General features: G+C 36.2%; 15 protein-coding genes. 1 reads left to right on the top strand and 14 read right to left on the bottom strand.

Features of this window, described 5'->3' with window-relative positions; genetic code table 11:
* Positions 1-23: 23 nt before the first annotated feature.
* The 13 genes from NYQ66_RS01770 to smc form a co-directional block, all read right to left on the bottom strand.
* Positions 24-803 carry a ribonuclease HII gene (locus tag NYQ66_RS01770; protein ID WP_259866210.1) on the bottom strand — a complete coding sequence of 260 codons (780 nt, stop codon included), beginning with the start codon at positions 801-803 and terminating at the stop codon, positions 24-26.
* A gap of 121 nt (positions 804-924) precedes the next feature.
* Complete coding sequence (ylqF, locus tag NYQ66_RS01765; RefSeq protein WP_259866208.1) at positions 925-1,770, bottom strand: ribosome biogenesis GTPase YlqF; 846 nt, start codon at positions 1,768-1,770, stop codon at positions 925-927.
* A gap of 9 nt (positions 1,771-1,779) precedes the next feature.
* On the bottom strand, positions 1,780-2,340 hold the full coding sequence (gene lepB / locus NYQ66_RS01760) for a signal peptidase I (RefSeq protein WP_259866206.1): 561 nt from the start codon (positions 2,338-2,340) through the stop codon (positions 1,780-1,782).
* Positions 2,341-2,479: 139 nt separating this feature from the next.
* A complete protein-coding gene (gene rplS, locus NYQ66_RS01755) occupies positions 2,480-2,824 on the bottom strand; it encodes a 50S ribosomal protein L19 (RefSeq protein ID WP_259866205.1) in 345 nt (114 codons plus the stop codon).
* Between the two features lie 134 nt (positions 2,825-2,958).
* On the bottom strand, positions 2,959-3,690 hold the full coding sequence (trmD, locus tag NYQ66_RS01750) for a tRNA (guanosine(37)-N1)-methyltransferase TrmD (protein ID WP_259866203.1): 732 nt from the start codon (positions 3,688-3,690) through the stop codon (positions 2,959-2,961).
* On the bottom strand, positions 3,690-4,208 hold the full coding sequence (gene rimM / locus NYQ66_RS01745) for a ribosome maturation factor RimM (RefSeq protein WP_259866201.1): 519 nt from the start codon (positions 4,206-4,208) through the stop codon (positions 3,690-3,692). Before rimM ends, trmD begins: the two co-directional genes overlap by 1 nt.
* Positions 4,209-4,220: 12 nt before the next feature.
* Positions 4,221-4,607, bottom strand: a complete 387-nt coding sequence (locus tag NYQ66_RS01740; RefSeq protein WP_259866199.1) for a YlqD family protein — start codon at positions 4,605-4,607, stop codon at positions 4,221-4,223.
* A 239-nt stretch (positions 4,608-4,846) separates the two neighbouring features.
* A complete protein-coding gene (locus NYQ66_RS01735; RefSeq protein ID WP_259866197.1) occupies positions 4,847-5,074 on the bottom strand; it encodes a KH domain-containing protein in 228 nt (75 codons plus the stop codon).
* Positions 5,075-5,088: 14 nt separating this feature from the next.
* Positions 5,089-5,361, bottom strand: coding sequence for a 30S ribosomal protein S16 (gene rpsP / locus NYQ66_RS01730; RefSeq protein WP_259866195.1), 273 nt, complete (start codon positions 5,359-5,361; stop codon positions 5,089-5,091).
* Between the two features lie 79 nt (positions 5,362-5,440).
* Complete coding sequence (ffh, locus tag NYQ66_RS01725) at positions 5,441-6,793, bottom strand: signal recognition particle protein (RefSeq protein WP_259866193.1); 1,353 nt, start codon at positions 6,791-6,793, stop codon at positions 5,441-5,443.
* 12 nt (positions 6,794-6,805) lie between these two features.
* Positions 6,806-7,132, bottom strand: coding sequence for a putative DNA-binding protein (locus NYQ66_RS01720; protein WP_259866191.1), 327 nt, complete (start codon positions 7,130-7,132; stop codon positions 6,806-6,808).
* Between the two features lie 75 nt (positions 7,133-7,207).
* Positions 7,208-8,209: a signal recognition particle-docking protein FtsY gene (gene ftsY / locus NYQ66_RS01715; protein ID WP_259866188.1), complete on the bottom strand. Its 1,002-nt coding sequence runs from the start codon at positions 8,207-8,209 to the stop codon at positions 7,208-7,210.
* Positions 8,210-8,262: 53 nt separating this feature from the next.
* The gene (smc, locus tag NYQ66_RS01710; RefSeq protein WP_259866186.1) at positions 8,263-11,829 is read right to left on the bottom strand and encodes a chromosome segregation protein SMC; all 3,567 of its coding nucleotides are present in this window, start codon (positions 11,827-11,829) and stop codon (positions 8,263-8,265) included.
* Between the two features lie 203 nt (positions 11,830-12,032).
* Here smc and NYQ66_RS01705 point away from each other — a divergent pair, with 203 nt between their 5' ends.
* Positions 12,033-12,263 (top strand): DUF1128 domain-containing protein, encoded by a 231-nt coding sequence (locus NYQ66_RS01705; protein ID WP_259866184.1) that lies wholly within the window; start codon positions 12,033-12,035, stop codon positions 12,261-12,263.
* 133 nt (positions 12,264-12,396) lie between these two features.
* Here the strand turns inward: NYQ66_RS01705 and NYQ66_RS01700 are convergent, their stop codons facing one another.
* A complete protein-coding gene (locus NYQ66_RS01700) occupies positions 12,397-13,083 on the bottom strand; it encodes a hypothetical protein (RefSeq protein ID WP_259866182.1) in 687 nt (228 codons plus the stop codon).
* Positions 13,084-13,314 lie beyond the last annotated feature (231 nt).

The raw sequence follows: 13,314 nt of genomic DNA, 5'->3' as shown, positions 1-13,314 counted from the left end.
CTAAAGGCTAACTCCTCACCTACTTATGCTTTAGCCAACTCTCCAACTGGTGAAAATGATTTTCTATGGTATTCGGTAACACCATGTTCGTTCAACGCTTGCATATGTTCTTTCGTACCGTAGCCCATATTGGATGCAAAATTGTATTGTGGATATTTATTATGTAATTCCATCATAAATCTATCCCGTGTCACTTTCGCAAGAATGCTTGCTGCAGCAATTGAAATACTCTTCTGGTCACCTTTGATAATAGACTCAGATGTACATGGTAACGAATCTAGTTGGACTGCGTCGATTAATACATGATCTGGCAAAATTCCAAGTTGGTGAATGGATGTTTTCATTGCCTTTTTTGTGGCGTTAAATATATTGATTTGATCAATTTCTGAACTATGAATAAGTCCAACACCGTATGCAATTGATTCGTTAGTTATAATGTCGTAGTATGCCTCTCTAGCCTTCTTACTAAGCTGTTTGGAATCATTTAGTCCAGGTAAGTAAAAATCTTTATGTAAAATGACAGATGCCGCTACTACGGGACCAGCTAATGGCCCGCGACCTGCTTCATCAATACCGGCAATCATCGTATTACCTAGATCATATTGGGTTTGCTCATACGTTAACATCGCATTAAACTTCTGGCGCATTTTTTGTTGTTTTTCTTTATTCCGCTCATAACGTTCTAATAGTTTTTGCACACCTGTTCGTTTATCTAACTTTAATTGCTCTAATTCATTTTCTGATATCTCTTGTTGACTATTTAAGTAACTATTAATTTCTGAAATCGTTAATTGTTTCCCCACCTGTAACAACTCCCTCTATATTATTATATCGGAAATGGCCTAGCCAAATTAAGCTTATTTGCTTTAACATACCATTCCTTCCCACAAAAAAATAAAGGCACTCGCAAGGAATGCCTTCTTTTTATGCTGGTTTTTCAAGTGTAACGCGTCCTATTCTACCAGATCGTAAATCCCTTATAATGATATCCGCTGTCTTTTCATAGTTGATTTTTCCGCCACTTTCTAGACACCCTCTGAGTCTGCCTATTTCTTCAAATATTTCAGCCATATCCTCTTGATTATGTGAAATTTGAAAACGAGATTCTAATATCGCTGGATAATGTTGTTGTAAATAGGTAATGGCAAAAGCTGCAATATCCTGTAAGGATAGAATTTGGTCTTTGATCGTACCAATGGCAGCCAACCGATAGCCAACTTGCTGATCTTCAAACTTTGGCCACAAAATACCTGGTGTATCTAATAACTCAAAATCCTTTTTCACTTTAATCCATTGTTGACTCGTTGTAACTCCCGGTCGATCACCTGTCTTCGCTATCTTTTTATTCGCTAGCCGATTGATCAATGTAGATTTACCTACGTTTGGAATACCAATGATCATAGCTCTTGCCGGACGTGGACGTATTCCTTTCTTGATCATCTTTTCAAGTTTCGCTTTACCCATTTCTTTTGCCAAAGAAATCACTTGTTGGATGTCTTGCTTTTGTTGGACATCAACTGCTATTGCTGGTATATCTTTAGTTTTATATGTCTGTATCCAAGCTTCTGTTTGGATTGGATCAGCTAAGTCCTTTTTCATTAACACTATCATCTTTGGTTTTTCTTGTAAAACTTGATGGAGCATTGGATTTTGTGAAGACTCTGGAGCTCTGGCATCTACAAGCTCAATAACAAAGTCAACAAGTTTCAACTTTTCTTGTACTTGTCTTTTGGCTTTAGCCATATGTCCAGGAAACCATTGAATCGTCATATTATCATCCTATTCTTTTATGATTCCTATACGATCAAGCGGCCAATAAATGAAACTAGTTTTACCAACTAGTTGATCGTAAGAGATAAGACCCAACAACCTACTATCTGTAGAATTTGTTCTATTATCACCTAATACCAAGATGTGATCATCAGGAATAGTTAGAGACGCACCAGGTATATCTTCTAACGTAAAATCAAACGTATATACTTGGTTATTCGCTAATTCTTTTTTCTTTTCTTCTAGAAATTTTTCTTCTACCTTTTCGCCATTTATGAACAGTGTATCGTCCTTGACCTCCACCGTTTCTCCAGGTAAACCAATGACACGTTTAATATAATCCTTTTCTGATGTAGCATGAAAAACAACAATATCAAACCTGTCTGGATCGCCAAGTAGATAACTAAATTTATTCACAATCATATGATCTTCATCTTCTAGAGTTGGCAGCATTGACGGTCCTTCAACGATAATAGGTGCAAAGACAAACATACGTATTACAAAAGCAAGAAGACCAGCAACTACTAGTGCTTTGATCCAATCAAACCATTCGTTTTTCTTTTGGGTCATCCGCTTCCCCTCCGAGTCTATCACAGTCTCATATCTATTATTGTTCATTTCACCGATATTTAAAACAAATGTATGATATGTACGTTAAAAATAAAAGTAGAAAAAAGGAGCTTGACAATGCAAGCTCCTTTCACATTCATTATCGAACTTCTTTAATACGCGCAGCTTTACCACGTAGTTCACGTAAGTAGTAAAGTTTAGCACGACGTACTTTACCACGACGGCTTACTTCAATCTTATCTAGGCGCGGTGAATGTACTGGGAAAGTACGTTCAACACCAACACCGTAAGAAATCTTACGTACAGTGAAAGTTTCACTGATTCCGCCGTTTTGACGCTTGATTACTACGCCTTCGAATACCTGGATACGCTCGCGGTTACCTTCGACAACCTTCACGTGTACCTTTACAGTATCACCAGGACGGAAATCAGGATGATCAGTACGAAGTTGTTCTTTTGTTACTTCTTCGATTAGTTTTTGCATCCTGTCACACTCCTTCCAAACCAATGCTCATATCAATAATTAAGTAAGAAAGCGGAACATCGTTTATACGGCTTAAGCTTATCTTAAGCACAAAAATTAATATACCATAAATAGCTTACTTATTCAACCAAAAATTAACTTTCTGTAAAACTTTTTAACCATTCTAATTGTTTATCAGAAAAAGGATAATCTTTTAATAGATCCTTCCGTCGATCAAAGGTTCTCTTTAGTGACTCCCGCTGTCTCCATTCTTCTATTTTCGCATGGTTTCCAGACATCAATACCTCGGGTACTTTCATACCTCGGAAGTCCGCAGGTCTTGTATAATGCGGATGCTCTAGTAAACCTTGTGAAAAGGAATCTTCGGGAGCGGAAGATTCATTGCCTAAGACACCAGGTAGTAACCTTACTACACTATCAATAACAACCATAGCACCTAACTCGCCACCAGTTAAAACATAATCTCCTATAGATATTTCATCAGTGACTAGATGTTGCCTGATCCGTTCGTCATATCCTTCATAATGTCCACAAATAAAGACTAAGTGTTCTTCTTTTGCTAATTCTAATGCCTTTTTCTGTGTGTACGGTTCTCCTTGAGGACACATAAGTACGATACGAGGCTCTTTCTCCATTTTTGTGGTGAGATCTTCCACTGCATCAAAAATAGGTTGTGGTGTTAATACCATACCTGCACCACCACCATAAGGATAATCATCGACTTTATTATGCTTGTTTTCCGTGTAATTTCTAAAATTCACATAATTATAATCAAAAGCTCCAGACTGATGGGCTTTATTCAATATAGAAGACTGAAAAACACCTTCAAACATTTCAGGAAATAAAGTCAGTATGTCCACACGCATTACTCTAACAATCCTTCCATTGGCTCAATGACAATCATCTTTTCTTTAACATTAACAGATTTGACAATATCCTCAATATAAGGAACGAGCAAATCTTTTTGATTATCACGTTTTACTACCCATACATCATTTGCTCCAGGAGCTAAGATCTCTTTAATTACACCTAGTTCGTCTCCATCCTGCGTTACAACCTTACACCCAATAATTTCATGATAGTAGTAATTACCTTCATCTAAGGGCTCCATTTGATCGTGATGGACTTTTAACATACCTTCTTTAAATGGCTCTACTTCATTTATTGAATTGTAAGATTCAAATTGAAGCAAATCAAAATTCTTATGTTTTCTATGAGCAGCAACTGTTAAGGCTATAACCTCATTAGACCCTTTTCCTACAAAAAAAAGTTGTTGTCCTTTTTGAAAGCGTTCTTCAAAGTCAGTAATACGAATTACTTTTACTTCACCTTTAATTCCATGTGTATTTACTATTTTTCCAACGTTGTATAATTTATCATCCATATTATTCACCTGCTATTTAATTTGAATCACAATACCATCTTGTACAATGATTTCCTTATCTCTTTTGATTTCGTCCCAGTTGGTTCCTTCTGCAACTTCAACAAGAGCTTCAACTTCATCCTCTGTAATTTCACTACCTAGTGGTAGTATGTTCAACTGTTCCAAATGAAAGTCAATGCTTTTCATTTTATCTTTTCTTTTTTGAATCTCAGACTGAAAACGTTTATATACTTCGTCTTTTGATACACCTTGTTTATTTTGAAGTTTCTTTTGCTCAAACAGAAGTTGTTGACACTCTTGTTCAAGTTGCTTTTTATTATTTTGAAAATTACGTTTTAATCTTTCTTTACTTTTTTCTGTGAGTACTTGCTTTACTGGTATCTTCTTTATAATTTTCATGAAACCACACTCTCTACTATAGAAGACCATATTAATCGTGACATTAGTATGTTGCCTTCTTTAATAAACAACAAGAAACTACACTAACTTTTTATAGATAGTAAAAAGGGAAAAGGTTTCCCTCTCCCCTTTTACCTTATGTACAGATGCACCGATTTGTCTAATGACGAAACGATGCAAGGCACACAGGCTTTTTTACACATATGAGTGTAATAAGCCTGCCGTTCTGTTTTACCATCTTACATAATATCAAGATAGATACGTTTTTTCGTATCTGATCCTGCCGCATAAACAACAGTTCGAATTGCTTTGGCAATTCTACCATTTTTGCCAATTACTTTCCCTACATCATCTGGATTAACAGTTAAATGATAAACAATTTTATGTTCTTCTTCATTTTCTGTTACAACAATATCATCAGGATAATCAACCAATGGTGTTACTATTGTTTCGATCAAGGCTTTCATGATATCACACTACTTTACTTTTGATTTTTTGAGTCGTGGAATTTCTTCATGATGCCTTCAGTTGAAAACAAGTTTCTTACCGTGTCGCTTGGTTTTGCACCTTTTGTCATCCAATCAAGTGCCTTTTCTTCATCTAATTTCACTTCAACCGGGTTTGCTACCGGATTGTATGTGCCAATTTGCTCGATAATACGTCCGTCACGAGGAGAACGTGAATCAGCTACTACTACACGATAAAAAGGATTTCTTTTAGATCCCATACGCTTTAGGCGAATTTTTACTGCCATGAGTTCGCACCTCCAAATAAATGTTTTACACAAGTTTAGATTGTATCAGAAGTTTAAATGTCTGTAAAGTGTTTTTCCATTACATGAATGGAAAATTAAATCCTTTACCCTTTTTACCCTTCTTTCCACCTTGCATATTGCTCATTTGTTTCATCATTTTCTTCATTTCATCAAATTGCTTTAAGAGTCTGTTGACTTCTGTCACAGACCTACCAGATCCTTTTGCTATACGTTTTTTACGACTAGCATTCATTAGGCTAGGATCTTGGCGTTCTTTTTTGGTCATCGATTGAATAATTGCTTCCACATGTGAGATTTGCTTCTCATCAAGTTGAACATTTTTCAACCCTTTCATTTTGTTTGCTCCTGGTAACATACCGATAAGATCCTCAATTGGACCCATATTACGGACCTGTCCCATTTGCTCCAGGAAATCGTCAAATGTAAAAGAAGCGGTACGCATTTTTTCTTCTAGCTCTTTTGCTCTCTTCTCATCGACATTCTCTTGTGCTTTTTCGATAAGGGAAAGAACATCACCCATACCCAGAATTCTAGATGCCATTCTTTCAGGGTGGAATGCTTCTAATTCATCTAACTTTTCACCCATACCAGCGAATTTTATTGGTTTATCTGTTACAGCTTTAATAGATAAAGCAGCACCACCACGAGTGTCACCATCTAGTTTCGTTAAGACTACTCCAGTTATATCTAACTGCTCATTAAAGCTTTCAGCCACGTTAACAGCGTCTTGACCTGTCATGGCATCTACAACTAAAAATACTTCATTCGGCTTCACATCAGCCTTTATTTGCTTTAATTCACCCATTAATGCCTCGTCCACATGCAATCGACCAGCTGTATCAATAATGACATAGTCATTATGGTCTGCTTTCGCTTGTTCAATTGCCTGATTTGCGATATCAACAGGATTTGCATCTGTGCCTAATGAAAACACTGGCATACTGAGTTGTTTTCCAAGGGTCTGCAATTGATTGATTGCCGCAGGACGATACACGTCTGCAGCTACAAGTAAAGGATTTCGATTGTATTTCTTTCGTAGCAAATTAGCAAGTTTACCTGTAGTTGTTGTTTTACCAGCACCTTGCAAGCCGACCATCATAATGACTGTCGGAGGCCGATCCGCTACTGCAATTTTACTTTGTTCGCCACCCATTAAGTTTGTGAGTTCTTCTTTAACCACTTTAATAACCTGTTGGCCTGGTGTTAAGCTTTCCATCACTTCTTGCCCAATGGCACGTTCTTTTACACGTTTTATAAAATCTTTTACTACTTTGAAGTTAACATCTGCTTCTAATAAAGCAAGACGAACTTCACGTGTCATTTCTTTAACATCTTGCTCTGATACTTTACCTTTGCCCGTAATTTTTTTAATTGTGTTTTGTAGGCGGTCGGCTAAACCTTCAAATGCCATAAAACTCGCCTCCTAATCTAATTCTTTTAATGCTTGTATAAAGGAACTGAAGTTGGTCGTGTCCTGCTGTACTAATTTTCCTTCCATTTGTCGGATGAGATCTTGACGCTGTTGAAATTTATCGTATAACCTTAATTTCTTTTCGTAAGCCTCTAACATAGATTCGGTACGCCGAATATTATCATAGACGGCTTGTCTAGAAACGTTAAACGTTTCAGAGATTTCTCCTAACGAATAGTCCTCCAAGTAGTACAATTCCATATAATTTCGTTGCTTCGGTGTTAACAATTCCTGATAGAAATCTAATAAAAAATTAATTCGGGTAGTTTTTTCTAACAAAGCGAGCACCCCTTGTTAAGTGAAATGCCTTTACAATAAAAATACTATCTGAATAACCATCAGTCTGTCAAGGAATTATTCTTGTTCCTCCTCAAGCATGTCCGCAAAAAGCCCATAAACAAATGCTTGCGCATCAAAGGATTGTAAATCATTCACTTTTTCACCTAAGCCGACAAACTTAACAGGGATCTGCAATTCATTTCGAATGGCTAATACAATCCCACCTTTAGCCGTTCCATCTAGCTTGGTTAAGACAATTCCTGTAACATCCGTAGATGCTGAAAAGGTTTTTGCTTGGCTCATTGCATTTTGACCTGTTGTAGCGTCTAATACTAATAAAACTTCGTGCGGAGCACCTGGAATTTCTCTTTCAATAACACGCTTCACCTTAGAAAGTTCATTCATTAGATTCACTTTATTTTGTAACCTACCTGCCGTATCACATAATAATACATCAGCATTACGTGATTTAGCAGCTTGTACTCCATCGTAAATAACTGCTGCAGGATCACTACCAGCGTTATGCTTTATTACTTCAACACCAACGCGCTCGCCCCATACTTCTAATTGTTCAATCGCACCTGCTCGGAATGTATCTCCAGCAGCTAATACAACCTTTTTACCTTCTTCTTTTAATTTATGAGCCAACTTTCCTATCGTTGTTGTTTTCCCAACACCATTTACACCTACAAATAATACAACTGAAAGCTCACCATCTTTCATATTTAATTCTTCAACAGACTCATCATCTTCTCCATAATATATTTCTACCAGTTTTTCAGAGATTACTTCTTTTACTTCTTTTGTATCTTTAATATTTTGGCGTTTCACTTCCATTTTAAGTTCATCGATCAGATCCATAACTGTAGCAACACCAACATCGGCTGAGATTAAGATTTCTTCAAGGTCCTCAAAGAAATCTTCATCTACTTTTCTGTATCTTGCAACCAAATCATTAATTTTACTTGAAAATGAATTCCTAGTTTTCGATAAACCTTCTTTGTATTTATCAGAAACCTCTGGACTTTCGTTATCACTACCAGTAAATTTATCTTTTAATTTCTTAAAAAAACTCATCGTATCTCCCTTTCTCTATCACCAATAATTATCGTATTAGTTTGGTAAGTAAATTAGGCCTTAACTAATTCTGGTGTATCTTCTAGTTTTACAGATACTAACCTAGAAACACCGGACTCTTGCATCGTTACCCCGTAAAGCACATCGGCTTCTTCCATTGTACCTTTTCTATGTGTGATAACGATAAATTGCGTTTTTTCACTATAATGCTTTAAATAACGCGCAAATCGATTTACATTGGCATCATCTAGAGCTGCTTCTACTTCATCAAGCACACAAAATGGTACTGGTCTTACTCGCAAGATTGCGAACAACAACGCAATCGCTGTTAGTGCCCGCTCTCCACCTGATAATAGGCCCAGATGTTGTGACTTCTTCCCTGGAGGTTGTGCAATTATTTCAACTCCAGTATCTAATAAGTTCTCAGGGTCTGTTAACTTAAGTTCAGCTCTTCCCCCACCAAAAAGTTGTTGGAACACAACTGTAAATTCTTCTTTTATTTGGTAGAAGGTACTTTCAAACTTACGCTTCATCTCTTCATCCATTTCAGATATAACTCCATATAGTGTTTCTTTGGCTTGCACCAAATCTGTTTGCTGCTCGGTTAGGAATTCATAACGTTCTGCAATCCGTTCGTATTCTTCAATCGCACCAAGGTTAACCGTACCTAATTCATCCATCGACAGCTTTAACAACTTCACTTCTCGTTTGGCTGACTCCATATCTGTGACTTTTTCATAATCTTTTTGTGCTTTTTCAAAAGTGATCAGATATTCGCTTTGTAAATGTTGCAGCCTATTTTCCAACTCTACATCTAATCGATTTGCTTTCACCTCTTTATCTTGTAAAGCATAAATCATTGATTGATGTATTCTATTTTGCTCTTTCAGTTCTCGCTCAACATCCGTAATCCGCTGCGTCTGTTTCATTCTTTCTTGTCGGCGTGTTTGAATTAATTGGGTCGTCCGATCTTTTTCCTGCTGTTTCTCTTGAAGTTTTTCGTCAATCTCTTCTTCTGTATCTCCATTATGATGAATTTCAAGCAACTGATTTAATTGTTCTTCCTTCTCTTGTAATGATTGACGAGTTTCATCCAATACAGACTTTAAACTTTCGACTTTTTCATTATAATTTTTCACTTGGGCTTCTTGTTCAGCCAAGGTGATTTCTAATTGATGGATAGTTTCTTGTATCTGATCTTTATTTTGCTTATGTTCAGCATGCTTTCGTGTTAGCTGATCAATCGTAATTTGGATTTCTTCAAGTTCCTTCTTCATTTCGGTTAATGATTCTTCTAATTGATTAGCTCTTTCTTTTAACCCTAAATAATCTGATTCATACTGAAGCTTATCTTGATCGTATGCGCGCAAGTTATCGTTCAAGTGCGAAATATTTAATTCTTTTTCCGTCATCTTAGACTTAACGTCTTGTTCTTCCTGTTGAGCATGTTGCATATCGATTCGCATCTTCTCTAAGTTACGCTCTTTCTCATCAATCAACTGTTTATGCGATTTTACTTTTGACTCAAATTCAATTGCTTTCGTCTCATACTCTTCTATCTTTTGCACCATTTCCTGGAGGTCTTTCTCTCTAGTAAATAGCGATTGATTCGTTTTCTTCTGTGCCCCACCTGACATAGAACCACCTGGGTTTACTACATCTCCTTCTAAGGTAACCACACGAAATCGTCTACTTAACTTAATAGCAATTTCATTCGCATCTTTAAGAGTTTCCGCAATGACAACATTTCCAAGAAGGTACTTCATTACATTGTCATATTTCGAGTTAAACGTGATCAGATCTGACGCTACTCCAATGTACCCAGTGTGGTTGGTAACGTTCTGCAACTGATCTTTTGAAATAAACTTCCCTTTCATTGCTGTCATAGGAAGAAACGTAGCTCGGCCTTTGTTCGTCTTCTTCAACCAAAGAATCGTATGTCTAGCAACAGCTTCATCTTTTACGACAACATGCTGCGCTTGTCCTCCAAGCGCGGTTTCAATAGCGGTAATATAACTTGTTGGAACATCCAGCAACTCAATGACCGCTCCATGAATATCTTGAAGTACATTTTCTTCTCTAGCTTTTAATACTTCTTTAACACCTTGAAAGAAACCTTGGAAGTCTTCCTTCATATCTTCAAGCATTTCCTTTTTCGATTTCATTTTTTCAATGTATTGGTACCCTTGATAAAGCTTTGTTTGTAATTCCTGATATTTATCTTTTCCTTTATCAATTTCTTGCTTTAATTGATGCAAGTTGTCTTGTAATTGTTGACTTGTTTCTTGCTTTTCTTTAAGCAACAACTGTAAAGCTTGTAATTCTGATTCCACTTTCTCTCTTGCGTTTGCCATATCTTGAAATTTTGTATCTTGACTATCTTTTTTTGTACCTATTTGTGCTAACTGTTTTTCAATAGATTGTCGTTCGTTCCGATGTGCTGCTTGCTGATTTAAGCGCTCAATATATTCACTTTTTAACTCTTCAATTTGTTCCTCTATATCTTCTTCCGTAGTCGATAATTCTTCTTTCAAATTTAAAATGCTTCTTTTCGTATAATCTCGCTTTTCTTTTGCCTTATTAAGCTTCTCAAGCTCTTGAACATGGTCATGTTCAAACTTCGTAATTCTACTTCGGTATGCCGTTCTATCCATCTCCAATTTTGCTTTGTTGGATTCAAAATGCATAGAACGCTCACTAATCAATTTTTTTGTACCTTCTAGTTTTTCTAATTCCTGTGTTAAAACTAACAAATCCTGTTGTAATAACTCTATGGAATCATCTAATTCCTTCATTTTACTCTTATCATGCTCTACATTTGCTTCTTGCTGTTGTATCCTCGTTTTTAATTGTATTTCCTCGCGTTTTTCACCTTCAAGCTCCTCTAATAGTGTTGTCCAATCTTTATGTAGATGCTCTATTTCCGTGATCAACAAAGAAATTTCTTTTTCTTTCAATTCATCTTTTTTGGCTAAATAGTCTTTCGCTGTTGCTGCCTGTTGCTTTAGTGGATCTAACTGGTTCTCTATTTCGTGAATAATATCTTCGACTCTATTGAGATTCTCTTGCGTTTCCGCAAGCTTGTACTCAGCCTTTTTCTTACGGTTTTTATACTTCAAAACACCAGCTGCTTCTTCAAAGATCGTTCTTCGTTCTTCCGCTTTTGAACTTAAAATCTCCTCCACTTTCCCTTGACTAATTATCGAGAAAGCTTCTCTTCCTAAACCCGAATCTAAAAACAAGTCAATAATGTCTTTTAAACGACAAGGTTGTTTATTTAATAAGAATTCACTATCACCTGAACGGTACACCCTTCTAGTTACACTAACTTCTTCATAATCAACTGGTAGCATTTGATCCGTATTATCTAAAGTAAGGGTTACTTCTGCTACGTTTAAAGGTTTTCTAGAATCACTTCCTTGAAAAATTATATCTTCCATTTTGGAACCTCTTAAAGATTTGGCAGATTGTTCTCCTAGAACCCAACGAATAGCATCTGTAATATTACTTTTACCACTACCATTTGGTCCAACAACAGCTGTTACACCAGGTACAAAATCGACAGTTACTCGTTCAGCAAACGATTTAAATCCAACTGTGTCTAATTGTTTTAGGAACATAAGCATTCTCCTATTATCATACATATATATTTTAAAAAGTTGAGTAGTCTATCACCATTCATTGCTCACATTTTCCTACTCTTTTTACATACAAAACATAATAAATTATAAAAAAAATTTGCAATTCAACTTATTTATTTTATCATAAAGGATAAGGACTTAGAAGGATTCAATGAATTATAGTAAAATGAGGAGTGTTTATAATGAGTTTGAACGAGCCAACACAAGAAAATTTAGAGGTAATAATTAATGAAATGGCAACCATGCTTCAAGTTGTAAATCGGTCCATCATGGATCCAGAGGACTATGATATTGAGAAATATGATGAACTGAAATCACTCTATGATATGCTTAAACAAAAAGGGCAATTAAGTGTTGCGGAAACACAAGCTTTTGTACAGGAACTTGCAGACAAGAGAATTAAGAAAGGCTAATTTGTATCACTCGTGTAGTTTGCTTTTTGGATTACGATACATATATATTTCACAACCAAATGATAAATTAGTATTTAAAAATGCTCAGAAAAATCCTGAGCATTTTTATTGCTTGCTTCATAAATTTCACACCTCACTCACGCATATTAGGCGCCTCAAACCGCCCACCATCCAGCTTCATTTGATACGTATTTTCATAATCAAACATTTGATGATTACCTCCCATAAACTGACTCCTACATGATTCTATTTTACCTTTACTCCAAAAATACTGATCACAATCCCCATATTTTTTAGGTTCAGGCAAGACTGAAATGAAAATGGATATGGACAGAATTAGTATGGTAACGATCGTTATGATCAATTTGTTTGGCAAGCTTAATTGAATCCATGGTTTAATAAGCTTGTTCATAGCGCTTTTCCCACTATTTATTACTTTTTGACAAACTGCGCCAAACCTATTCAATAAGTCACTAAAATTAAAAACAACATAGTAACTAATGATAACTAGCAAACAAATAACCAAATATATTATTAAGTCCCTGTTACTATAATATACTCTATAATCAGATGTGGTCGATTGTTCTTCCATGTAACTTTCATAGTACGCTCGATCATCGTCTGGGTAAAAATGTTCTACTTTCCCATCCTTTATAGGAACTTTTCCCCAAGAGAAATGAACAGGTACGAACACTTCATCTTTGTCTTTTGTTAAGAACAATAGATATTCTTTATCCTTTTCTTCGTGATCCATCCATATAAAGATGTCACTTGCAACAATTATTTGTTTAGAAGCAGTACCTTGATAGACTTTACTCACATCAAATGTCTGACTTCTCCACGGGGCAAGCCCACGTGGGTTCTACATACTGTTTCTCTCTATTCGTACATGTAGCAGCTATGTTTAGAGTACAAAGACTACACTTTAGATATAGGAACTGGCAGTAGGGGTAGCACCAACGCACAAGCGGTCCACTGACCACATTAGCATTCGTTTTCTCTCCTTACGGAGAAGGAAGCAAAGTCAAACTCCCCTTTTTACTTTTAAGCT

The sequence above is a fragment of the Aquibacillus koreensis genome, assembly GCF_025154055.1.
Lineage (GTDB): Bacteria > Bacillota > Bacilli > Bacillales > Amphibacillaceae > Aquibacillus_C > Aquibacillus_C koreensis.
The sequence above is the reverse complement of the archived record's forward strand: the minus strand, read 5'-3'. Positions and strand labels throughout refer to the sequence as shown.